This is a genomic window from Mycobacterium sp. NGS27, from assembly GCF_059813005.1.
Window position 1 is genome coordinate 144,078 of sequence record NZ_JCALDT010000007.1, and the last position, 22,539, is coordinate 166,616.

The 22,539-nt window shown below is 69.8% G+C and carries 19 protein-coding genes and 2 pseudogenes; 8 read left to right on the forward strand and 13 right to left on the reverse strand.

Annotated features, from left to right (window positions below; genetic code table 11):
* Positions 1–110: 110 nt before the first annotated feature.
* From AC5Y30_RS19745 to AC5Y30_RS19770, 6 genes and pseudogenes are all read right to left on the reverse strand, one after another.
* Positions 111–1,256 (reverse strand): PPE family protein, encoded by a 1,146-nt coding sequence (locus AC5Y30_RS19745; protein WP_499920417.1) that lies wholly within the window; start codon positions 1,254–1,256, stop codon positions 111–113.
* Between the two features lie 208 nt (positions 1,257–1,464).
* A complete protein-coding gene (locus tag AC5Y30_RS19750; RefSeq protein ID WP_499920418.1) occupies positions 1,465–2,271 on the reverse strand; it encodes an MBL fold metallo-hydrolase in 807 nt (268 codons plus the stop codon).
* Positions 2,272–2,323: 52 nt separating this feature from the next.
* Positions 2,324–3,837, reverse strand: a pseudogene (locus tag AC5Y30_RS19755) (HNH endonuclease signature motif containing protein).
* Between the two features lie 52 nt (positions 3,838–3,889).
* Complete coding sequence (locus AC5Y30_RS19760) at positions 3,890–4,753, reverse strand: pseudouridine synthase (protein WP_499920420.1); 864 nt, start codon at positions 4,751–4,753, stop codon at positions 3,890–3,892.
* A 4-nt stretch (positions 4,754–4,757) separates the two neighbouring features.
* A complete protein-coding gene (locus AC5Y30_RS19765; RefSeq protein ID WP_499920422.1) occupies positions 4,758–6,512 on the reverse strand; it encodes a glycerol-3-phosphate dehydrogenase/oxidase in 1,755 nt (584 codons plus the stop codon).
* Between the two features lie 70 nt (positions 6,513–6,582).
* Complete coding sequence (locus AC5Y30_RS19770; protein WP_499920424.1) at positions 6,583–7,998, reverse strand: NAD(P)H-quinone dehydrogenase; 1,416 nt, start codon at positions 7,996–7,998, stop codon at positions 6,583–6,585.
* Between the two features lie 75 nt (positions 7,999–8,073).
* On the opposite strand from AC5Y30_RS19770, the gene AC5Y30_RS19775 reads away from it, so the two are divergent.
* Positions 8,074–8,553 carry a gamma-glutamylcyclotransferase family protein gene (locus AC5Y30_RS19775; protein WP_499920426.1) on the forward strand — a complete coding sequence of 160 codons (480 nt, stop codon included), beginning with the start codon at positions 8,074–8,076 and terminating at the stop codon, positions 8,551–8,553.
* 101 nt (positions 8,554–8,654) lie between these two features.
* Positions 8,655–9,473 (forward strand): alpha/beta hydrolase, encoded by an 819-nt coding sequence (locus AC5Y30_RS19780; RefSeq protein ID WP_499920428.1) that lies wholly within the window; start codon positions 8,655–8,657, stop codon positions 9,471–9,473.
* On the opposite strand, the gene AC5Y30_RS19785 is transcribed toward AC5Y30_RS19780, so the two are convergent.
* The 3 genes from AC5Y30_RS19785 to AC5Y30_RS19795 are packed head-to-tail and all read right to left on the reverse strand — an operon-like array spanning position 9,470 to position 12,497.
* A complete protein-coding gene (locus AC5Y30_RS19785; protein ID WP_499920430.1) occupies positions 9,470–10,648 on the reverse strand; it encodes an amidohydrolase in 1,179 nt (392 codons plus the stop codon). The genes AC5Y30_RS19780 and AC5Y30_RS19785 overlap by 4 nt on opposite strands.
* Complete coding sequence (locus AC5Y30_RS19790) at positions 10,645–11,835, reverse strand: M20 family metallopeptidase (RefSeq protein WP_499920432.1); 1,191 nt, start codon at positions 11,833–11,835, stop codon at positions 10,645–10,647. Before AC5Y30_RS19790 ends, AC5Y30_RS19785 begins: the two co-directional genes overlap by 4 nt.
* Positions 11,836–11,882: 47 nt before the next feature.
* Complete coding sequence (locus tag AC5Y30_RS19795) at positions 11,883–12,497, reverse strand: cutinase family protein (protein WP_499920750.1); 615 nt, start codon at positions 12,495–12,497, stop codon at positions 11,883–11,885.
* Between the two features lie 113 nt (positions 12,498–12,610).
* Here AC5Y30_RS19795 and AC5Y30_RS19800 point away from each other — a divergent pair, with 113 nt between their 5' ends.
* Both AC5Y30_RS19800 and AC5Y30_RS19805 read left to right on the forward strand, forming a co-directional pair.
* Entirely contained in the window at positions 12,611–13,426 is an 816-nt protein-coding gene (locus tag AC5Y30_RS19800; RefSeq protein WP_499920434.1) for a purine-nucleoside phosphorylase, read from the forward strand.
* A gap of 4 nt (positions 13,427–13,430) precedes the next feature.
* Positions 13,431–15,011 carry a phospho-sugar mutase gene (locus AC5Y30_RS19805; RefSeq protein WP_499920436.1) on the forward strand — a complete coding sequence of 527 codons (1,581 nt, stop codon included), beginning with the start codon at positions 13,431–13,433 and terminating at the stop codon, positions 15,009–15,011.
* 7 nt (positions 15,012–15,018) lie between these two features.
* Here the strand turns inward: AC5Y30_RS19805 and upp are convergent.
* Positions 15,019–15,636: pseudogene (upp, locus tag AC5Y30_RS19810) on the reverse strand (uracil phosphoribosyltransferase); the annotation flags it as partial.
* A 92-nt stretch (positions 15,637–15,728) separates the two neighbouring features.
* Here upp and AC5Y30_RS19815 point away from each other — a divergent pair.
* The 3 genes from AC5Y30_RS19815 to AC5Y30_RS19825 are packed head-to-tail and all read left to right on the forward strand — an operon-like array spanning position 15,729 to position 18,986.
* Positions 15,729–16,610 carry an alkaline phosphatase family protein gene (locus tag AC5Y30_RS19815; protein ID WP_499920438.1) on the forward strand — a complete coding sequence of 294 codons (882 nt, stop codon included), beginning with the start codon at positions 15,729–15,731 and terminating at the stop codon, positions 16,608–16,610.
* 45 nt (positions 16,611–16,655) lie between these two features.
* Entirely contained in the window at positions 16,656–17,957 is a 1,302-nt protein-coding gene (satS, locus tag AC5Y30_RS19820) for a protein export chaperone SatS (RefSeq protein WP_499920440.1), read from the forward strand.
* 45 nt (positions 17,958–18,002) lie between these two features.
* The gene (locus AC5Y30_RS19825; protein WP_499920442.1) at positions 18,003–18,986 is read left to right on the forward strand and encodes a VWA domain-containing protein; all 984 of its coding nucleotides are present in this window, start codon (positions 18,003–18,005) and stop codon (positions 18,984–18,986) included.
* A 4-nt stretch (positions 18,987–18,990) separates the two neighbouring features.
* On the opposite strand, the gene AC5Y30_RS19830 is transcribed toward AC5Y30_RS19825, so the two are convergent.
* A complete protein-coding gene (locus tag AC5Y30_RS19830; RefSeq protein ID WP_499920444.1) occupies positions 18,991–19,998 on the reverse strand; it encodes a VWA domain-containing protein in 1,008 nt (335 codons plus the stop codon).
* Positions 19,999–20,050: 52 nt separating this feature from the next.
* Positions 20,051–21,079 carry a cupin gene (locus AC5Y30_RS19835; RefSeq protein WP_499920446.1) on the reverse strand — a complete coding sequence of 343 codons (1,029 nt, stop codon included), beginning with the start codon at positions 21,077–21,079 and terminating at the stop codon, positions 20,051–20,053.
* Between the two features lie 142 nt (positions 21,080–21,221).
* Between AC5Y30_RS19835 and AC5Y30_RS19840 the strand changes: the two genes are divergently transcribed.
* Positions 21,222–21,887, forward strand: coding sequence for a GntR family transcriptional regulator (locus AC5Y30_RS19840; RefSeq protein WP_499920448.1), 666 nt, complete (start codon positions 21,222–21,224; stop codon positions 21,885–21,887).
* Here AC5Y30_RS19840 and AC5Y30_RS19845 read toward each other — a convergent pair.
* On the reverse strand, positions 21,884–22,531 hold the full coding sequence (locus AC5Y30_RS19845) for a polysaccharide deacetylase family protein (RefSeq protein ID WP_499920450.1): 648 nt from the start codon (positions 22,529–22,531) through the stop codon (positions 21,884–21,886). The genes AC5Y30_RS19840 and AC5Y30_RS19845 overlap by 4 nt on opposite strands.
* Between the last annotated feature and the right edge of the window lie 8 nt (positions 22,532–22,539).

The window sequence follows — 22,539 nt, forward strand, 5'->3', positions numbered from 1 at the left end:
CCTTGGGGAAGAACGTGGGTGGGGCGAACGCGGCGCGTCGGCTCCCCTGCTGCCGGTCGCCGTTGCACGCGGTGTTCGGCACCCGCAGTCGTGGGGCAGCATCGTCGCCGTCATCCCGCGGATGGATTTCGAGGCATCACTTTGCCTGTGACCTCCCGGCCGACGGCGACGTCCTCGTACTTCTGCTGTTTGCGCTTGCGCCAGCCGGTGCCCGCCGAGGCCGTCGTCGGCGGCACCATCATCGGCATCAGCGGCAATCCCGATTCCGCCGCCGGCAGCGGCGAGGCGGCGGACGCGAGCTGCACCCCGGTCTGCGTGCCCGGCAACAGCCCCACCACGGCGGGCGGCGCGGTCAGTTTGCCCAGCGATACCCCCACGCCCATCGCACCCGTCGGCGCCATTCCTTCGCCGATGCCGCTGACCGCGCTGGACAGGCTCGCCGTGGCCGCTCCCAGGCCCTCCGACAGGCCGCTGCCGATGTCGCCGCCGACGCTCTGCAGCGCGCTGGCCGACGAGTTCTGCGCCAGGTAGCTGAGCATGTTGATGGGAAAACCGGACGAGATGAACTGGTTGCCCCAGGTGCTGAAGTAGCCGAACCACCCTTGGTTCGGATCGCCGTCGGCGCCGAAGATGCCGGCGGACGAGAGGTCCGAAACCAGTGAGTTCCCCACGTTGCCGGCGTCCAGCGCCTGGGCCTGGTTCACCGCCAGTTCTTGGCGGGTCGTTCCGCCCGGATCGGTGGCCGACAGCGGCGAATTGAAATTCGACAGCTGCGTGGTCGCCTGCGACGACGACGCCTGGTATCGGGTCATCGCCGCCGAGTTGTTCGCCCACATGGTCTGGTATTCGTTCTCGGTCTCGGCGATGGCCGCCGTGTTGGTGCCGAACCGGTTGGTGGCCAGCAGCTGCGCCAGTCGCGTCCGGTTGGCGGTCACCACCGAGGGATGAACCACCGTGGACCGGACGGTGGTGAAGGCCGTCGCGGCGCCTTCGGCGGAGGTGGCCAGCTGCGCGGATTGCTGAGCGGTCTCGCGCAGCCAGAGCAGGTAGGGCTGGACGGACTGCAGCATCGCCATCGCCGACGGGCCGTCCCAGGAGTCGATGAGCGACGACAACGTCGAGGCATAGGTGGAGACCGAATTCTCCAACTCGACGGCCAGGCGCTGCCAGGCGCCGGCGGCCTCGATCAGCGAACCCGCTCCCGGTCCGGTGTGGATGAGAGTCGAGGTGACCTCTGGGGGTGCAAAAAGATCCATCACGTCTCACAATGCCCACGCTGAGAACAGCCTCAGCAAATTTGCGTTGACCAGGCCACGAAGAACCTTGAAACTCTGCACGTCGAAGCCCTTAACCTGCGGCCGGGACCTCCCAATTCGACCGCCAGGTGTTAGGCCACCCTATCTCATAGCTGAGAGCGATTTGACATTTGCTGGCCAGGGCAACCTGCGCGACACCGGCCGTCTTTCAAACGGTCACCGAGGCGCCGCGATTCACCGTGACGATCCGGTCCCCGAGGCCTCGGCGCTGCATCTCCCGGGTGAAGTCGGCCAGTGGCGACGCGAAGACCGCGTAGTCGTCGAAGTGCACCGGGATCGCCTTCGGCAGGGCGAGCATCGCGACGAGTTCGGCGCCCTGACGGCCATCCATGGTGACGGTCAGTCCGAACGGCAACCGCCCGCCTGCGGGCAGCCGGGTGCCGCCGAGGTGCAGCATGCCCACGTCGATCGGGTCGAACCTGGTGGGGATCTCGTTGAGCTCCTCGATCAGCAGGGTGTCGCCGGAGATGTAGAGCCGGCGCGGGGGTGAGCCATCGTCGGCGGCGACCTCCACCATGGTGCCCATCACCGGCGGGAGCAGCCGCTGGCTCCATCCGGGTGCGTGACGCCCCGGCAACGACGTGAGGGTGAGCGTGGTGCCGCCCTTTGTGATCGTGTGCTGCTGCCAGGTTCTCAGGCCGCGTGCCTGCGCAAAGCCGCGCTGGTGCAGCCGTTTGGCGGCGTGCGGGGTGGTGACGACGGGCAGTTCGTGGTCGAGTCCCTTCTGCGACACGCGGTCCCAGTGATCGCCGTGCATGTGCGACAGCACGATCGCGTCGACCGGAGGAAGCTCGCTCAGTTGCAGCGCAGGCTCCTTGAGCCGTTTGGACACCAGCCCATGGCCGAGGTAGGCGCGTTGCCCCTTGTGCAAGAAATTGGGGTCGGTCAACAGCGTCAGCCCGCCCGCGGAAATGAGCGTGGTGGCGTTGCCCACGAACGTGACGGTGATGTCCATAGCCCCGGGCTACCCGGTCCCGCGCCTTCCATGCCGGAAGACCTCCATGCCGCTAGAAGGGCGGCGGGTCGTCGGCGCCGGGCGGGGCGGGCCCGTTGCAGCTTGCGGGCCCGCTGGCCAGCCGGGTGGCGCGGTTGTGCCGGCGTTCGGCCGCGACGCGCGCGGCCCGGTTCTGGGCGCGGGTGCGACGCCGGGTGGGCATCATCGCCGTGCGAGCCCCGCAGTAGTCGGGCGCCACGTCGGCTTCGGCGGCGGGGATCGCGCCGACACCCTGGCACAAATTCGGAAACAGCAGCGCGCTGCCCGGCGTGGTGACATAGGTCTGCCCCGACGGCGAAGTCAGCACGAGGGTGCCGTCGGGAAGTTGATTCTCCCGCCAGCCCCAGAAAGTTTTCACCAAATGGTGTGTGCGGCAATAACATTTGAGATTCGAGGCGTGCGTGGGGCCGCCGTCGGCGTAGGGAATCGTATGGTCGAGATCGCATTCCGTAGCCGGGCGGTCGCAACCCGGCCAGCGACACGTCAGATCCCGGCAGCGCACGAAATCGGCCAGCGCCTTGGACGGCACATAACCGGGTTCCGGGGGCGCGTCGCCGGGTGAATCAGCGGCGCCGGCGTGGCCGAGGCGGCCAACTCGGCGAGCAACTCCGGCGGGATCAAACCCTGCGCACCTATCTGAGCGGCGACCGCCGAACCGCGGCCGTCCAGACCGGCCTGTTCGGCGATCACGTGAATCAGCACCGGGCTCGACGCGGCCCGTTTACCGGCCGCACAATCCGATCGCCCGCACCCGCACGCCAACCGGTTCGCCCCGGCAGCCAACGCCCCCAACGCATCGGCGCGGCGCTGCTCGCGGGTGCGCGGATCGTGCTCACACACCGTGGCCGCCAACGCAGTCAACCGCTGGTCCAACGCCTGCGCGTCCGGGGCCAGCAGGGTGCCCTCCAGATGCGCCAACCCCTCCCCCATGTCGGCCACCCACACCTCACGCCCGGCCGCACGCTCCTTGCGGCGTCGCACCGCGTCCGCGTCGGCACGCGCGACGAGCTTGTCCACCTGCGCGGCCAGCCGGCCTCGAGTCATCGACGGCCAGCGCGCCACATTGGCCGCCAGCCGCGCGTCCACCACCGCCAGCACCTGCGGATCGGTGATCAGATCCGTTCGGTACACCATTGTGGCGAACATCCGGAAGTCGATATCACCGGCCTTGAACACCTCACCCACCTGCGGAAGCCGCTCGCGCATCGCGCGGGCGTAGCGCACCTTGCTGCCGGCCAGACCCTGACTGATCCGCAACTCGGCGGCGACTTCAGCACCGACGGCCGCCTCGGTGTCCACGGCCCACTCCTCGGTCTCCGAACACCGTGACAACCGATATCCGAACAACTCACCGATGGCCACCAACTGCGCGGCCGCCGCCCGGTTCTCCGCGCGCGCCGCCGCTCCGATCCGGTCCAGCAGCCCCTTGGACACCGGCGTCGTCGACGGGTATTGGCGCTCGGCCAGCTCGTCGAAGTAGGCGATCACCTCCGGCGGAGACGCGATACGCCGGCCATGTTCGAACATGTGTTCGACACTACCAGCTTCCGACGACACGCGCCGTCGCCTGCCAAACCGCCTAGGGCTCGGTACGACGGCTGACGAACTCCCGCCGCGCGCCGGTCAGCGGATCGGTGAACTCGATGCGCTGCGCCAATAGGCGCAGCGGCGTGCTGAAGTCGTCGGCCGCCACGTCGATGACGTTGGGATACAACGGGTCTCCCTCGATCGGTATCCCCAGCGACGCCATGTGCAGGCGCAGCTGATGCGTTCGCCCGGTTCGGGGGGTGAGCCGGTACAGACCGTCCGGCGATACCAGCTCCACGCGGGTCTCGGCATTGGGCGCGCCCGGCTCGCACACCGCCTGTAGGTGGCTGCGCCGCTTGATGATTCGGCTCTCCACCACTCGTGGGAGCTGCAGCTGCGGGTCGACGGCCGCCCGGGCCAGATATGTCTTACGGACCGATCCGCGGGAGAACAGCGTCTGGTAGGCACCGCGCACCTCGCGCCGCGCGGTGAACAGCAGCACCCCGGCGGTCAGCCGGTCCAGGCGGTGCGCCGGGCTCAGCTCGGGCAGGTCCAGTTCACGCCGCAGCCGCACCAGCGCGGTTTGGGCGACGTGGCGTCCGCGCGGCATGGTGGCCAGGAAATGCGGCTTGTCGACGACGACGATGTCGGCGTCGCGATGCAGCACCGGGACGTCGAACGGGACGGGCACCTCGTCCGGCAGCTCGCGATACAGGTACACACTCGCGCCGGCGGGAAGCACTGTGGCGGAATCGATTACCGCTCCGTCGGCGCCGACGACCTCTCCGGCCAGCACCCTGGCGCGGGCCCGCGCGCCGAACCGGGCGGTGAGCTCGGCCAGCACCGGGCCGCCGCGCAGCCGCACCCGCGCCGGACCGAGTCCGTCCCGCACGGGCAGTGGCGCCGGCTTCACCATAAGCTCAACTGAGCGGGACCGGCTCGAGGATCTCGGCGCGCGCCTCGGGCGCGCTGGCCCGCAGCTCGTCGGCGGACACGTCGTCGGGCTGGGCCTGCGACAGGATCTCGGCCTCCACCCGGGCGGTGTAATTCGCGACCTCGCGCCCGATCTCGTCTGCGGACCAGCCCAGCACCGGCGCCACGACTTCGGCGACCTCGCGCGCGCAGTCGACACCGCGGTGCGGGTATTCGATGGAAACGCGCATCCGGCGGGCCAGGATGTCCTCCAAATGCAAAGCGCCCTCGGCGGTTACGGCGTACAACGCCTCCACCCGCAGATAGCCCGGCGCCTCCTTGATCGGTTCGAGCAGCTCGGGGCTGTCAGCCGCCAGCGCCAGCACGTCGCCGATCAGCGAGCCATAGCGGTCCAGCAGATGACGCACCCGGTAGGGGTGCAGACCCTGCAGCTGGGCGACGTGTTCGGCCTGGTTGATCAGCGCGAAGTAACCGTCGGCCCCCAGCAGGCTGACCTTCTCGGTGATCGACGGCGCCACCCGGGCCGGAACGAATTGGGCCGCAGCATCAATCGCGTCGGCGGCCATCACCCGGTAGGTGGTGTACTTGCCGCCGGCGATGGCCACCAGGCCCGGCGCGGGCACCGCCACGGCGTGTTCCCGGGACAGCTTGGAGGTCTCCTCGCTCTCCCCGGCCAGCAGCGGCCGCAGCCCCGCGTACACCCCGTCGATGTCGGCATGCGTCAGCGGGATGGCGAGCACGGTGTTGACGGTCTCCAGGATGTAGTCGATGTCGGCCTTGGTGGCCGCCGGGTGAGCCAGGTCGAGATTCCAGTCGGTGTCGGTGGTTCCGATGATCCAGTGGCTGCCCCACGGGATGACGAACATCACCGATTTCTCGGTGCGCAGGATGATCGCGACGTCGCTGACGATGCGGTCGCGGGGCACCACCACATGCACGCCCTTGGACGCTCGCACCTGAAAACGCCCGCGCTGCTTGGACAATGCCTGGATCTCGTCGGTCCACACCCCGGTCGCGTTGACCACCACATGCCCGCGGACCTCGGTGATCGCGCCGTCCTCGGAGTCGCGGACGCGCACACCGGTCACCCGATCGCCTTCGCGCAGCATGGCGACCACCTGGGTGGAGGTCCGCACCACCGCGCCGTAGTGCGCGGCGGTGCGCGCCACGGTCATGGTGTGCCGCGCATCGTCGACAACCGTGTCGTAATAACGGATTCCACCGATCAGCGAGCCGCGCTTGAGGCCCGGGCTCAACCGCAACGCACCGGCACGCGTCAAATGCTTCTGCGCGGGAACGGATTTCGCCCCGCCGAGCCGGTCGTACAGAAATATGCCGGCGGCGATGTACGGGCGTTCCCACATGCGATTGGTCAACGGGAACAGGAACGGCATCGGCTTGACCAGATGCGGCGCCAGCGTGGTCAGCGACAGCTCACGTTCGTAGAGCGCCTCGCGCACCAGGCCGAACTCCAGCTGTTCGAGGTAGCGCAGGCCGCCGTGAAACATCTTCGACGAGCGACTCGAGGTGCCCGACGCGAAATCACGCGCTTCGACCAGCGCCACCTTGAGACCGCGGGTCGCGGCGTCCAGCGCGCAGCCCGAGCCCACCACGCCGCCGCCGATGACCACCACGTCGAACTGTTCGGTGCCCAGCCGTTCCCAGGCGGCCTCGCGCTGCCGCGGCCCCAGCACGGAAACCGGTGAGCTGCGCTGGGTGGGCGCGTGAACGGGTTCAGTCACGGCCAGGACTCCTCACTGGGGAAACTCCTCGGTTACTCGTCAGTAGGACGTGCTGCACCAAGGCTAACCGCTAGTCCAGGTCGTCGTGCGCCATCAGCCGCCGCGCGGCCTCGGTGATCGAGCCGGACAACGACGGGTAAACCGCCAGCGTCTGCGCCAGCTCGTTGACGGTGATCCGGTTCGTCACGGCCACGGCGATCGGCAGGATCAGCTCGGACGCGATCGGAGCAACCACCACACCGCCGATGACCACGCCGGTGGCCTGGCGACAGAACAGCTTCACGAAGCCCCGCCGCAGGCCCGACATCTTGGCCCGCGCGTTGGTGCGCAGCGGCAGCATGACCGTGCGGGCCGGCACCGAGCCGTCGTCGATCATCGACTGGGGGACCCCGACGGCGGCGATCTCCGGCCTGGTGAACACCGTCGCCGCCACCGTGCGCAGCCGGATCGGGCTGACGCCCTCGCCCAGCGCGTGATACATCGCGATCCGGCCCTGCATGGCGGCGACCGAGGCCAGCGGCAGCAGCCCGGTGCAGTCACCGGCGGCGTAGATGCCGGCCACCGAGGTCCGCGACACCCGGTCCACGGTCAGGTAGCCGCCGCGGCCCAGCTCGATGCCGACCCGGTCCAGGCCCAGGCCGCTCGTGTTGGGCACCGACCCGATGGTCATCAGGGCGTGGCTGCCCTCGACCGTGCGCCCGTCGGCCAGCGTGACCAGCACGCCGTCCTCCGTGCGGGTCACCGATTGCGCGCGGGCATTTTTCACCAGCTGGACGCCGCGGTCGGAGAACTCCCCTTCCAGCACCAGGGCGGCGTCGGCGTCCTCGTAGGGCAGCACCCGGTCGCGGCTGGCGACCACGGTCACCGGCACGCCCAATTCGGTGTAGGCGTGCACGAATTCGGCGCCGGTGACCCCGGACCCGACCACGATGAGGTGCTCGGGCAGGGCCTCCAGGTTGTAGAGCTGGCGCCAGGTCAGGATCCGCTCGCCGTCGGGCGGCGCCGACGGCAGCACCCGCGGGCTGGCGCCGGTGGCGATCAGCACGACGTCGGCCTCGTACTCGCTGGTGACGCCGTCGGCGGTGGTCGCCTTGACGCGGTGGCAGGCCAGGCCGGGCGTGGGATCGATCAGCTCGCCGTGGCCGGCGACCACGTCCACGCCGACGCCGAGCAGCTGGTCGGTGATGTCGGCGGACTGTTCGGTGGCGAGTTGCTTGACCCGGGCATGGATCTGCGGCAGCGAGATCTTGGCGTCGTCGATGTCGATCTCGAATCCCAGCCGCGGCGCCCGGCGCAGTTCGGTGCGCAGCCAGGTCGAGGCGATGAAGGTCTTGGACGGCACACAGTCATCCAGGACGGCGGCCCCGCCGATGCCCTCGGAGTCGATCACCGTGACGCGGGTGGTGTCGGGATGCGAGGTCGCGGCGACCAGGGCGGCTTCGTAACCGGCCGGGCCTCCACCGAGGATCACGATGCGGGTCACCACAGCCACCAACCTAACGAAGCGCCCGTCCGAATGCTCAGGGAAGACCGGCCAGCATCGGACGTCTAAGCTTTCCCCGTGCCGCTCTACGCCGCTTACGGGTCGAACATGGATCCCGAGCAGATGCAGAAACGCGCGCCACACTCGCCGATGGCCGGAACCGGCTGGCTGCACGGATGGCGATTGACCTTCGGTGGCGAGGACATCGGCTGGGAGGGCGCGCTGGCCACCGTCGTCGAGGATCCGGATTCGAAGGTGTTCGTCGTCCTCTACGACATGACACCGGCGGACGAGAAAAACCTGGACCGCTGGGAGGGCTCGGAGTTCGGCGTCCACAAGAAGATCCGGTGCCGCGTGGAGCGCATCGCGTCGGACACCGATACCGACCCGGTTCTGGCGTGGTTGTACGTTCTGGACGCCTGGGAAGGCGGGGTGCCGTCGGCCCGGTACCTGGGGGTGATGGCGGACGCCGCCGAAATCGCCGGTGCGCCAAGCGATTACGTCCACAGTCTGCGGACCCGCCCGGCCCGTAACATCGGCCCGGGCACCAGCGCCTGATCCGGAAGGAAACTCGGCTGTCAGTTCTGTCCCTACCGCTGGTCGCGGACGCGCTCGCGCGCACATTCGCCGCCACGGTCAACCCCACGCCCAAGGCCGCCGTGCGATTCCCGGAGATCGGGGGCCGAACCACCGAGGTCGCCGTCGATACCCGCCACGGCCCGGTCTCGGCAACGATCTATCACCCGCCGGCGGCGACGAACCCGCCCGTCTACGTCAACGTGCACGGCGGCGGGTTCGTCGTCGGCCACCGCGAGCAGGACGATCCGTGGTGCCGATACCTGGCCGCCCACGCGGGTGTGCTGGTGATCAACCCCGACTATGTCCTGGCACCACGGCGCCGCTTTCCCGCCGCGGTGCACCAGATCTATGACGTCGTGTGCTGGGCGGCGGGCCCCGACCGCGAGTGGGACGGCACCCGGCTGTGCGTCGGCGGCCAGAGCGCGGGCGGCAACCTGTCCGCCGCGGCGGCGCGACTCGCGCTGGAGAACGGTGGCCCCGACATCGCGCTGCAGGTGCTGCACTACGCGCCGCTCGACCTCGTCACGCCCAGCCGCGACAAGGCATCGACGCTCGGGCGCCGGGCGATCATGAAGCCGTGGATGAGCGAGGTCTTCGACACCGCCTACATCCCCGAGCCGGCCCAGCGGCGCGACCGCCTGGCCTCGCCCGCCTGGGGCGACAACGCCGATGACATCGCCGGCATCGCGCCCGCGCTGGTCGTGACGGCCGAGCACGATCGGCTGCGCGACGAAGCCCGCAGGTACGCGAGCAAACTCGCCGACGTCGGCGCGTTAGCGGAGTACCAAGAGGTGGCCGGCGTCGACCATGGCTACAACATCATGAGCGAGGCCGGCGACGTCACGCGGCGCACGTACGCCCACATCGCCGAACACGTCGTCCGCGCCACCGGCGCTTAGGACCGCTCGAACGCGGCCGCCTGCTCGACGATGTTCGTCATCACGCGCACGCCGATCGGCAGGGCGCGCTCGTCGAGATTGAACGTCGGCTGGTGCAAGTCCAGCTGAGGTCCCACTCCCGGCCACACCCCCAGCCGGGCCATCGCACCGGGAACCTCCTCGAGGTACCAGGAGAAGTCCTCGCCGCCACCGGACTGACGGGTGTCGGCGAGCGCGTCGGGGCCGATCTGTTCGATCGCGTGGGTGAGGATGCGCGTCGAGACGTCCTCGTTGACCACCGGCGGCACCCCGCGCCGGTATTGCAGCGTGTGCTCGATGGCCAGCGGCGCCAGCAGCCCGGACACCGTCTCGCGGATGACCTCCTCCATGCCCACCCAGGTCTGCCGGCTCGCGGTGCGCACGGTGCCCGCCAGCACGCCGGTCTGCGGGATGGCGTTGGCGGCCACGCCGGCGTTGACCGCGCCCCAGACCAGCACGGTCCCGTTGCGCGGGTCGAGGCGCCGCGACAACACCCCGGGCAGCCCGGTGATCAGCGTGCCCAGCCCGTACACCAGGTCGGCGGTCAGATGTGGGCGCGACGTGTGCCCGCCGGGTGAGTACAGCGTGATCTCGATCTGGTCGGCCGCAGAGGTGATGGGGCCGTGCCGGACCGCGACCTTGCCCACCTCCAGCCGGGGGTCGCAGTGCAGGGCGAAGATCCGCGACACCCCGATGACGGCGCCGGCCGCGATGGCGTCGATCGCCCCGCCGGGCATCAGCTCCTCGGCGGCCTGGAAGATCAGCCGCACCCCGACCGGCAGCGCGGGCACCGACGCCAGCACCAGGGCGGCGCCCAGCAGGATCGCGGTGTGCGCGTCATGCCCGCAGGCATGCGCCACGCCCGCCAGGGTGGAGGCGTACGGAACGCCGGTGAGCTCGGCCATCGGCAGGGCGTCCATGTCGGCCCGCAGCGCGATCCTGGGCTCGTGTTCGGGGCCGATGTCGCAGACGAGTCCGGTTCCGCCCGGCAGCACCTTCGGGTTGAGCCCCGCTTCGGCCAGCCGCTCGCCGACGAACTGGGTGGTGGCGTGCTCCTGGCGGCCCAACTCCGGGTAGCGGTGAATGTGGCGGCGCCATTCGACCAGGTCTTGGTGATGGGTGGCCAACCAGGAATCGGCGGCGCCGGCCAGGCTCATCGATGCCCCCCGCCACGCCTGCGCTCCTGCGCATCCAGCACCCGGTTGCGCTGGGCGGGCGTCTGGGCCAGCTGAACCACCGTGCGCGCCAGCATGATCGCGCCCTCGACGACCGCGCGGTCGGCGCTGGGGCCCGCGGCGGCGTCGGCGAAGGCGCGCTGGTGCACCATGGCGCCCCCGGCATCGACGCCGACGATCGGGTGGATCCCCGGCAGCACGTGCGTGACGTTGCCCATGTCGGTGCTGCCCATGGGCAGCGCCGCCTCGTACTCGCGGGCCACCGGCTCGCGGCCCAGGCGGCACATCTCGTCACGGAAGGTGTCGGCCAGCCATTGGTCGGGCTTCAGTTCGTCATACGGGGGCGCGGGAACGTCGATCTCGTATTCGCAGCCGGTGCCCAGCGCGCCGGCGGCGAAGCAGGCGTACATCCTGCCCTCCAGCTCGCGCAGCGAATCCGCTTCGACCGCTCGCATCGCGTACTGAAGCGCCGCACGCCCGGGGATGACGTTGACCGCCTGTCCGCCGTTGGTGACGATCCCGTGCACCAGCTGCCCCGGCGCCAATTGCTGCCGCAGCAGCCCGATGGCCACCTGCGCGACGGTGACCGCGTCGACGGCGTTGATACCCAGGTGCGGCGCGACGGCCGCGTGGGATTCCTTGCCGCGGTAGTTCACCGTCGCCTCGGACAGGGCCAGCGAGCGGGCCCCGGCGATGTCGGCCGGGCCGGGGTGGAGCATGACCGCCGCGGCGATGTCGTCGAAGACCCCGGCCTTCAGTAGCAACGCCTTGCCGCCGCCGGCCTCCTCGGCCGGCGTCCCCAGCAGCGACACCCGCAGGCCGAGGTCGTCGGCCACCTCGGCCAGCGCCAGGGCGGTGCCCACCGCCGATGCCGCGATGATGTTGTGGCCGCAGGCGTGCCCGATCTCGGGCAGCGCGTCGTATTCGGCGCAGATCCCGATGGTCAGTGGCCCGCTGCCGAAGTCGGCCCGAAAGGCCGTGTCCAGCCCGCCGGCGGCCGCGGTGATCTCGAAGCCGCGCTCGGCGACCAGCGCCTGCGCCTTGGCGCAGCTGCGGTGCTCGGCGAAGGCCAGCTCGGGCTCGGCATGGATGTCGTGGGACAACTCGACAAGCTCGGCACCACGCCGCCGCACGACATCTTCAACGCTGTCTAACGGGGTGATGGGCACTCTCGCAGTATGTCGCAGTGTGTGATCGAGGCCCAACCCCGCCGGGGCTACACCAGCCCGGCGATGAACCCCGCCGCCTGGCCGGGGTACGGCGGTACGGAGTAGTCGTGGTGCGCATCGCGGTCACGGCCACCGACGACGCAGACCGGATCGCCCTCGCTGCACAGGTCGATGGCGCGGCCGGCGAACGCACCCGTCGACGACAGCGGCGTATTGAAGCGGTTGCCGGGGTTACCGAACACCGCGACCGCCCTGATCTTGCCGGCGAGCCCGGGATCCAGCGCCGGAGCCGAGCCGAAGTTGCCGATGCGCTGGCCCACCGGCGGCACCCCTGCGAGCATCGACACCGCGGCGGCGCCCTGCGAGAAGCCGCCCAGCACCAGCCGCGTGGACGGGCACTGGTCGACCATCTGTGCGATGTGGTCGCGCGCGTCGTTCGCGCCGTCGGCGGTGGTCAGGAAGTTGTAGCTGGCGGGGTAGTTCACCGCGTACGAGTCGACGCTGCGCGATCCCAGCGCGGGCTGCAGCGCGCCGAACAGCGCGTCGCCCACGACGCCCAGGCCGGGCGGCTCGGCGGTACCGCGGATGAAGATGAGTTGCACGTCGGGGCAGTCCGCTTTGGCCGACGGCGCCGGGCCGAACGTGATCGAAACCACCGACAGCGCAATAGCGACGGCTACCCCCATGGCCGGGCCAACCACCGGCCACCTACGAAGATTCATACGGCAGATCCTGACACATACCGGCGACACCTCCCCACCGCTAGGCTCCCGCTGTGACCGAAACCCCGTCGGACCCAGGCGACCTCGCCCGCCGGGCGGCCGAGGTCATCGCCGAACGCACCGGGATCGCCGAGCATGACGTCGCCATCGTGCTCGGATCCGGCTGGCCGCCGGCAGTCGCGGCGCTGGGCACGCCCACCGCCGTGCTGGCCCAGGCGGAGGTGCCCGGCTTCGCCCCGCCCACCGCGGTGGGGCACACCGGCGAGCTGTTGTCGATGCGCATCGGTGCGCACCGCGTGCTGGTGCTGGTCGGGCGCATCCACGCCTACGAGGGCCACGACCTGTCTCATGTCGTGCACTCGGTGCGGGCGGCCTGCGCGGCCGGCGTGCGCGCCGTCGTGCTCACCAACGCGGCGGGCGGCCTGCGCCCGGAGATGACCGTCGGCGAACCCGTCCTGATCAGCGACCACCTGAACCTGACCGCCCGGTCGCCGTTGGTGGGCCCGCAGTTCGTGGACCTGACGGACGCCTACTCGCCGCGGCTGCGCGCGCTCGCCCGGCAGGCCGACCCCACGCTGACCGAGGGCGTCTACGCCGGGCTGCCCGGCCCGCACTACGAGACGCCCGCCGAGATCCGGATGCTGCGCACGCTGGGCGCCGACCTGGTCGGCATGTCGACGGTGCACGAGACCATCGCGGCCCGCGCGGCCGGCGCCGAGGTGCTGGGGGTCTCGCTGGTGACCAACCTGGCCGCCGGCATCGGCGGCGAACCGCTGAGCCACACCGAGGTGCTCGCCGCCGGCGCCGCGGCGGCGACCCGGATGGGGGCGCTGCTGGCGTTGATCCTTAACCAGCTCCCCCGCTTCTAGGGCCATGACGCCCGAGGAGTGGATCGCCCACGATCCCGACCCGGCGACGGCGGCCGAGCTCGCCGCGTGCGACGCGGGAGAACTCGCCCGGCGGTTCGCCCGCCCGCTGATGTTCGGCACGGCGGGCCTGCGCGGGCCGGTGCGCGGCGGGCCGGACGCCATGAACGTCGCGGTGGTCTCGCGGGCGACCTGGGCCGTCGCACAAGTGCTGATCGCGCGCGGCCTACCCGGCTCGCCGGTGATCATGGGACGCGACGCCCGGCACGGCTCGGCGGTATTCGCCACGGTTGCCGCCGAAGTGCTTGCCGCCCAAGGGTTTTCCGTGCTGCTGCTGCCCGGCCCGGTCCCCACCCCCGTGGTCGCCTTCGCGGTGCGGCACACCGGCGCGGCGGCCGGGATCCAGATCACCGCATCGCATAATCCGGCCGCCGACAACGGCTACAAGGTGTACCTCGACGGCGGCATCCAGATCGTCTCCCCCACCGACCGCGAGATCGAAGCCGCGATGGCCGCCGCCCCGCCGGCCGACCAGATCGGCAGGACCCCCGTCGAACCCGCGCGCACCGATCTGGTCGAGCGCTACATCGAGCGGGCCGCCGGGTTGCGGCACGGCAAGGGGTCGGTGCGGGTGGCGATGACCGCGCTGCACGGCGTGGGCGGTGTGGTGGCCGTCGAGGCGTTGCACCGCGCGGGGTTCGTCGAAGTGCATTCCGTCGGAACGCAATTCGCACCCGACCCGGATTTCCCCACCGTCGCGTTCCCCAACCCCGAGGAGCCCGGCGCCACCGACGCGTTGCTGGCTCTGGCCGCGGACGTCGGCGCCGACGTGGCGATCGCGCTCGATCCCGACGCCGATCGGTGCGCCGTCGGCATCAAGGACGGGCCGCGGTGGCGGATGCTGTCCGGCGACGAAACCGGTTGGCTGCTGGGCGATTACCTGTTGTCGATGACTCAGGTGGACAAACCGGTGGTGGCCAGCACGGTGGTGTCGTCGCGGATGCTGTCGGCCATCGCCGCGCGCTACGGCGCCGTCCACGTCGAAACCCTCACCGGCTTCAAATGGCTGGCCCGCGCCGACGCGAAAGTGCCCGGCGGCACGCTCATCTACGCCTACGAGGAAGCGATCGGGCACGGTGTCGACCCCACCGCCGTGCGCGACAAGGACGGCATCAGCGCCGCGGTGCTGGTGTGCGACCTGGTGGCCGCGTTGCAGGCGCGTAACCGCACCGTGCCCGACGCCCTCGACGAACTGGCCCGCCGGTACGGCGTGCACGACGTCGCCGCGGTGTCGCGCCGGATCGCCGACGCCACGGAGGCGGCCGCACTGATGCGGCACTGGCGGGCGGACCCGCCGACAACGCTGGCCGGTTACGCCGCGACCCTCACCGATATCACCGACGCGCTGATCTTCACCGCCGGCGACGGCGACACGTCGATCAGGCTGGTGGTGCGGCCTTCCGGGACCGAGCCGAAGTTGAAGTACTACCTGGAGATTCGCTGTGCGGTTGACGGCGACCTGGACTCTTCGCGGCGCCGCGCCGCCGCCCTGCGCGAGGCGCTGATCGCTGCTGTGCGGAGCTGGTGAACAGGTTGGGCCCGAATTGGCGGTCGCCGGCATCGCCGAGACCCGGCACGATATAGGCCGACTTGTTCAGCCCCTTGTCGACCGCGGCGCAGAACACTCGCGCGTCCGGCGCCGATTTCTCCACCGCCGCAAGGCCTTCCGGAGCCGCCACTACGCAGAGCACGGTGATATCGGTGGCGCCGCGACCCTGCAGCAGGCCGATGGTGTGCACCATCGACCCGCCGGTGGCCAGCATGGGATCGAGGATGATCACCGGCCTGCCCGCAAGCTTGTCGGGCAGCGCCTCCAGATACGGCACCGGCGCGTGGGTTTCCTCGTCGCGGGCGACACCGACGAATCCCGCCTCCGCCTCCGGTATCGCGGCGTGCGCGGCGTCGAGCATGCCCAGTCCGGCCCGCAGCACCGGCACCAGCAGCGGCGGCTTGACCAAGCGGGTCCCGGCGGCCGAGGAGACCGGGGTGCGAACCCGCACCGACTTTCGCGGCGCGTCCCGGCCGGCTTCGTAGACCAGCATCAGCGTCAGCTCGCGCAGCGCGGCGCGAAAACCGGCGTTATCGGTGCGTTGGTCGCGCAGCACCGTCAGCCGGACGGCGGCCAGCGGGTGCTCGACGACGCGAATCTCCATGGGGTCGAGGGTATATAACGATCGGGCTAAGCCCTTCTGACACGCTCGCGCCCGTCCCCGGAACCGTCGGCACCGGTTCATATACTCCGGGCGTGTTGCGCGAAATCCGTGGGCCGCTCGGCGGCGCGTACCGGGCCCTGCGGCTGCTGGGTGCGTGCGCGTTGGTGGCGCTGGCGGCCAGCCCGCTGACGCCGCGCATAGGCCTTGCCGCAGCGGTCATTCCGCAACCCGCGCACATCGTGATCGTGGTCGAGGAGAACCGCTCCGAGACCGGCATCATCGGGAACAAATCGGCGCCCTTCATCACCACGCTGGCCTCGGGCGGCGCCAACATGACCCAGTCGTTCGCCGAAACCCATCCCAGCGAACCGAATTACCTGGCGCTCTTCGCCGGCAATACGTTCGGGGTGACCAAGGACGTGTGCCCGGTCAATGGCGGCGCCGCGCCGAACCTGGGCTCCGAATTGCTCGCCGCCGGTTACACATTCGTCGGTTTCGCGGAGGGCCTGCCGGCGGTCGGCTCACCGGTCTGCAGCGCGGGCAAGTACGCGCGCAAGCATGTGCCGTGGGCCAACTTCACCAACGTGCCGGCGGCCAACTCGCTGCCGTTCTCCGCGTTCCCGATGGGCAACTACTCCAGCCTGCCGACCGTCGCCTTCGTCATCCCCAACAACGACGACAACATGCACGACGGTTCGATCGCGCAGGCCGACTCCTGGCTCAACCGCGAACTGTCCGGGTACGCGAACTGGGCGGTGGCCAACAACAGCCTGTTGATCGTGACGTTCGACGAGGACGATAACGGCGGCCGCAACCAGATCCCCACGGTGTTCTACGGCGCGCACGTCCGTCCCGGCAGCTACACCGAACAGATCAACCACTACAACGTGCTGTCCACGGTGGAACAGATGTACGGATTGCCGAAGACGGGCTACGCCGCCGGCGCCGCGCCCATCACCGATATCTGGGGCTAGCCCCGACATGGGGCACATTCGGCCGCCGTCGCTATTCTGTGCCGCATGGTTGCTGACCTCGTGCCGATTCGCCTGAGCCTGTCCGATGGTGACCGCTACACCGTGTGGGCACCGCGCTGGCGTGACTCCGGTGACGAGTGGGAGGCGTTCTTGGGCAAAGACGAGGACCTGTTCGCGTTCGCTAGCGTCGCCGACCTGGTCGCGTTCGTGCGCGCCGACGACGACAACGACCTCACCGACCACCCGGCGTGGAAGGAGCTGCGGGCCGCACACGCGCATGCGTTCGAACCGGCCGAGGACAAGCAGTTCGACCTGGTCGCCGTCGAGGAGCTGGTCGCCGAGAAGCCGACCGAGGAGTCGGTGTCCGCGCTGGCCGGCGCGCTGGCCATCGTGTCATCCATCGGATCGGTGTGCGAGCTGGCGGCGGTGTCGAAGTTCTTCAACGGCAACCCCAGCCTGGGCACCGTGTCCGGCGGCATCGAGAACTTCGCCGGCAAGGCCGGCGCCAAACGCTGGCATGCGATCGCCGAGGTGATCGGGCGCAGCTGGGACGACGTGCTCGCGGCGATCGACGACATCGTCACCACCCCCGAGGTCGACTCCAAGCTGTCGGACAAGGCCGCCGACGAACTGGCCGAAGAGCGCGAACCCGACGAGCCGGACGAGGACGCCGGCGCCGAGGACGCCGCCGGCGACGAGACCGCCGAGGAGTCCTCGGAGGACGAACCCGAGGCCGAAGGCGAGGAGGCCGACGACGAGGCCGACCGGGCGACCGGCGACACCGTGGTGCTGGGCAGCGACAAGGACTTCTGGCAGCAGGTGGGCATCGATCCGATCCGGATCATGACGAGTTCGGGCACCTTCTACACGCTGCGCTGCTACCTGGACGACCAGCCGATCTTCCTGGGCCGCAACGGACGCATCAGCGTCTTCACGTCCGAGCGCGCGCTGGCCCGCTACCTGGCCGACGAGCACGACCACGACCTGGCGGACCTGAGCACCTACGACGACATCCGCACCGCCGCCACCGACGGCTCGCTGGCGGTCGAGATCACCGAGGACAACATCTACGTGCTCAGCGGGCTGGCCGACGACCTGGCCGACGGACCGAACGCCGTGGATCGCGAGCAGCTGGAACTGGCCGTCGAGGTGCTCCGCGACATCGGCGACTACTCCGAGGAGGGCACCGTCGACAAGGCGCTCGAGACCAGCCGGCCGCTGGGCAAGTTGGTGGCCGCCGTGCTCGAGCCCGACTCGGTCGCCAAGCCGTCGCCGCCGTACGCCGCGGCGGTCCGCGAGTGGGAGAAACTGGAGCAATTCGTCGACGGGCGGCTGCGCCGCGAGTAGCGCCACCGTTTGACGGGCCGGGCTTAGACGGGAAGGTTGGGTGACGTGTCGCTTCCCGGTATCGGGCCGTTACCGCTCTACGGATTCCAGCGTCCCGCCCTGTTGTTGTTCGGGCTGGTGCCCCTGGCGCTGCTGGCCGTCTACATCTGGGTCCAGGCGCGGCGACGCCAACGGCTGCACCGCTACACCGATGCGCCCGTGGCGCAGTCGCCGTGGCGGCATCTCCCGATCGCCGTGTCGCTGCTGTGCCTGGCGCTGTTGACCATCGCGCTGGGCACGCCCACCCACGACATGCGCATCCCGCGCAACCGCGCCGTCATCATGCTGGTGATCGACATGTCGCAGTCCATGCGCGCGACCGACGTCGAACCCAACCGGCTCAAGGCCGCCGAACAGGCCGCGACCCAGTTCGCCGGTCAGCTCACGCCGGGCATCAACCTCGGGCTGGTCGGATTCGCCGGCACGCCGTATCTGCTGGTGCCGCCCACCCCGCAGCACCAGGCCACCATCGACGCCCTGAAGAAGCTGGATTTCGCCGACAGCACCGCGACCGGCGAAGCGATCTTCACCGCCCTGCACGCGATCAGCGCCACCGCGGTCGCCGGCGGCGACACACCGCCACCGGCACGGATCGTGCTGCTCTCCGACGGCGGCGAGAACAAACCCTCCAATCCCAGCGATCCGCACGACGGCGTCTACACCGCGGCGCGGCTGGCCAAGGACGAGGGCGTGCCCATCTCGACGATCTCGTTCGGGACCAAGGGCGGCGAGATCGAGATGGACGGGCAGCGCCACGCCGTCCCGGTCTCGACCGACCAGATGAAGACCGTCGCCAAGTTGTCCGGCGGCCAGGCCTACACCGCCACCAACCTCGGCGAGCTGCAGAAGAGCTACAACGCCATCGAGAACGAGATCGGCTACCGCTCCGTGCCGGGGCCCGGCAGCGCCGGCTGGCTGCGCCTCGGCGTGCTGGCCGCCCTGATCGCGACGGCGCTGGCGCTGCTGATCAACCGGCGCCTGCCCAGCTGAGAGCTCAGGCGGGCAGCCTGCGGTTCAGCAGCAGACCGGCCAGGACGGCGCCGGCCATGACGAAGGCGCCGAGCAGCATCCAGGCCAGGCTCGCGTCGCCCTTCACGGTTTCGTAGCCGATCTGGCGCTGCAGCGTCGAGTACACGTTCTTCAGCGAATCCAGGCTGTCGGCGTGGAACGACTGGCCGTCGGTGATCTCGCAGATCTTCTGCAGGGTCTGGTCATCCACCGGAACCGGGATGGTGGCGCCCTCGTAGTCGACGGTGCCGTACGGGGTGCCGAACGAGATCGTCGAGATCTGCACGCCCTCGGCCTTGGCGGCCCGCGCCGCGGTGAACGCCCCCTGCGGGGCATTGGGGTCCAGCGGCACATTCTCGGCGCCGTCGGACTCCAGCACGATCCGCGCCGGCGGTGGCCCGTCGCCGCCGCCCATCACCGACCCCACCGTCGCGATCGCCTGCAGGGCGGTGAAGATGCCCTCTCCCGTCGCGGTTTTGGGCATCGGCTTGAGGCTGTCGATGCCGGCCTTCACCGCGCCGCGGTTGGTCGTCGGGGGCACCAGCAGGGTGGCGTTGGCGGCGAACTCCACCAGTCCCAGGTTGATCGCCGGGGTCAGCTGGTCGGAGAACTGCTTGCCGGCCTCCTTGGCCGCGTCCAGGCGGTTGGGCGGCACATCGGTGGAGGCCATCGACTCCGAGACGTCGATCACCAGCATCACGACCGCGCGGTTGAGCGGGATCCGGACGTCCGAGGTCGGCCCCGCCATCGCGGTGGTCAGCAACACCAGCGACACGGCCAACAGGATGGTCGGCACGTGCCGCCACTTGCCGGGCGCCGCCGGGGCCACCCGCTCCAGCACCTCCATGTTCGCGAAGCGCAGCACCCGGCGACGGCGGGCGAATTGCTGCACGACGTAGAGGCCGATCACCAGCAGCACGATCAGCAGGACCAGGAAGAACCAGGCGTTCTGGAAGCCGGTGAGCGACACCGGTCCCAGCAGGGGCACCTTCATGTCCAGCCACACTATGCGCCGAACTCCGGCGGTGCATGGGCCGCCGCCGGGACTATCCGGCGCCGAGATCGCGACGCTGGGTGAACTTGATATCCAGGCTGCGCAGGTAAGTCTGCAATCCGGCGTCCTGGATCGGGATCAGGTGGGCGGGCTCGTCGGTCTCGTTGTAGTGGGCGTGCCACATCCCCGGCGGGGTGGTGAAGGCGCAACCGGCCCGCCAGTCCACCCGAATGGGGTCGACGATGTCGCCGCGGGAGTCGAGGCGGGTGCCCAGCAGCGTGTAGCAGCCGAACTCCGGCGCATCCAGGATGAGGTCCAGCGCGACCGACTGGTGCCGGTGCGGGCGCTGCACCTGGTTGGGTGGCAGCACGCCGAACATGGCCCACAGCACGTGAGTGATGGTCAGCGTCTGCGCCTGATCGGCGTTGGCCAGCAGCACGCTGACCCGGCTCTTGTCGTTGGCGCCGGGACGCGACGCGATCCTTTCCAGCCTGGCCACGGCGTCGGCGCGGCGAAACTTCGTTGCCTCAAACCGCGGCTGGGTGGCTTCGGCGCCCAGGTAGCGCATCAGCGGCTCGTCGTGCACCCAGTACATGGCCGTGTCGGTGGCGGCGTAGAACACCGAGTGGCTGCCCGCGGGCAGCGTCACGAAATCGCCCTTCTCCCAGTCGATCAGCCGCCCGTTGACCGCCGCGAAGCCCCGCCCGTAGAGCACGTAGTACAGCTGCGAGGTGGCGTTGGGGCTGGTATCGACCTGCTCGCCGGAGCGGATGCTGATGAAGTTGGCCAACAGCGCGGGGCTGGTCGCGGCGCCGGAGTCGATGCGCAGTTCCTCGGACAGATCCAGCGGGATCACACCGGTCGGCGCGTCGAGATAGACCTCGGGATCGAAGCGCCGCATCGGCATCGGTGGTATGTGCCCGGCTCCGATCGGGTTGGCCGCCTTGGAGTACTCGAAGTATTCGGCCTGCTGCGCCCATTCCTCGAAACGGCCCTCGAACCCGTACTCGGCCACGTTGATCATCGGCGCGGGGATCGTCGGATCCAGGTTCGGCGTGACCAGCTTGTGCGCGGTCGGCATCTCCGCCTCCATTTCCTAGCTCTGTTTCGTATCTGAATAGTATTTATCTTGTATCTTAGCGTCAATCCGCGCAGGTGGGGTGCCCGGTGTTAGGGTCATGACCACGCTTGAGATACGACTTGGCCACCGGAAGGGGGTGTGCGTGCCGGCAAAGGTCCGTCGACCGGGCACCGCCAAGGACCGCGCGCTGGACTACGTCAAGACGCAGGTACTCACCGGCGCGTTCCCGGGCGGTGAGCTGATCAGCGAAGGCGACGTCGCCAGCGCGCTGGGGATGTCGCGCACCCCGGTGCGCGAGGCGTTCCTGCGGCTGGAGGCCGAGGGGTTGTTGCGGTTGTATCCGCAGCGCGGCGCCCTGGTGGTGCCGGTCTCGCCCGACGAGGTGCGGGCGGTGATGGAGTCTCGGCTGGTGCTCGAGCAGTTCGCGGCCGGCAAGGTGATCGGACGCGGCCCAGCCGTCTGCGCCGCGGTCTTCGAACGGCAATCGGGCGAACTGCGGCGGCAGCGCGACGCCGCGTCCGCTGCCGACTGGCGGGCGTTCGTGGAGTCCGACCGCGCCTTCCACGCCATCACCCTGGAAGGGTCGGGCAACACCATCCTGGCGAATTTCTATTCGACGTTGCGCGACCGGCAGATGCGGATGATCGGGGAATCGTCGCTGCGCGAGCCCGACCGGGTGGCCACGATCGTGGCCGAGCATCAAGGCATCGCGGAAGCGTTGCGCGACGGCGACTTACCGCGCGCGCTGCAGGCGGTGCAGACCCACCTGGCCAGCACGGTGCGGGCCATGGGGTTGTCCGTCCTCTAGGGCTCGGGTTGCAGATGATCGACGGGCGTGCGCATCCGCCCCCGCACGATCGGCATGCAATCATCGGGGAGCTCCGTGGTGACCTCCAAACCGGCGCGCGTGAGTTCATCGAGAAATCGCGGTAGCTGCTCCATCGCGCCGGTTGGCAGGTCATGCAGTACGACCACGGTGTGCTGAGACTTGTCGGCATCGGCGAGCGCCCGGCTGACCCATCCGACGGGGTCGGCCCAGTCGCGCGGCACGCTGTTCCACAGGACGCAGGTGTACTTCTGCGCGACGAGGTAGTCGACGGCCGCTTGGTTCAGGCAGCGACGTTCGAGTGCGCCCTCGGTTCCCCACGGCCGGAAGTACCGATCGGCATCGGCGACATCGTCCAAAAGCGTTTGCGTGCCGCTGATTTCGTCGATGGCTTGCGCCGGGGAAAGCTCTCCGAGAGGCAATCCATGGGTGTAGGAGTGATTGCCGATCAGGTGCCCCTCACGCGCGGCGCGCTCCATCAGCCGGCGTCCCGCCGGCGCGCGAACGTTGCGCCCTACGACAAAGAACATGGCGGACATCTGACGCTGAGCGAGCGCATCGAGAACCTGATCCGTGACCCCGGGAGTCGGTCCGTTGTCAAAGGTCAAGGTGATTTTCGAAGGCATGGCGGGTG

What these genes read in the sequence shown, in the direction of transcription:
- AC5Y30_RS19785 (WP_499920430.1), bottom strand. Translation starts at nt 10,648, where the DNA reads ATGAGCCTGGCCGGCGCCGCCGATTCCTGGTTGGCCACCCATCACCAA.
- satS (WP_499920440.1), top strand. Translation starts at nt 16,656, where the DNA reads ATGGTTGCTGACCTCGTGCCGATTCGCCTGAGCCTGTCCGATGGTGAC.
- AC5Y30_RS19835 (WP_499920446.1), bottom strand. Translation starts at nt 21,079, where the DNA reads ATGCCGACCGCGCACAAGCTGGTCACGCCGAACCTGGATCCGACGATC.
- AC5Y30_RS19745 (WP_499920417.1), bottom strand. Translation starts at nt 1,256, where the DNA reads ATGGATCTTTTTGCACCCCCAGAGGTCACCTCGACTCTCATCCACACC.
- AC5Y30_RS19805 (WP_499920436.1), top strand. Translation starts at nt 13,431, where the DNA reads ATGACGCCCGAGGAGTGGATCGCCCACGATCCCGACCCGGCGACGGCG.
- AC5Y30_RS19760 (WP_499920420.1), bottom strand. Translation starts at nt 4,753, where the DNA reads ATGGTGAAGCCGGCGCCACTGCCCGTGCGGGACGGACTCGGTCCGGCG.
- AC5Y30_RS19845 (WP_499920450.1), bottom strand. Translation starts at nt 22,531, where the DNA reads ATGCCTTCGAAAATCACCTTGACCTTTGACAACGGACCGACTCCCGGG.
- AC5Y30_RS19830 (WP_499920444.1), bottom strand. Translation starts at nt 19,998, where the DNA reads ATGAAGGTGCCCCTGCTGGGACCGGTGTCGCTCACCGGCTTCCAGAAC.
- AC5Y30_RS19750 (WP_499920418.1), bottom strand. Translation starts at nt 2,271, where the DNA reads ATGGACATCACCGTCACGTTCGTGGGCAACGCCACCACGCTCATTTCC.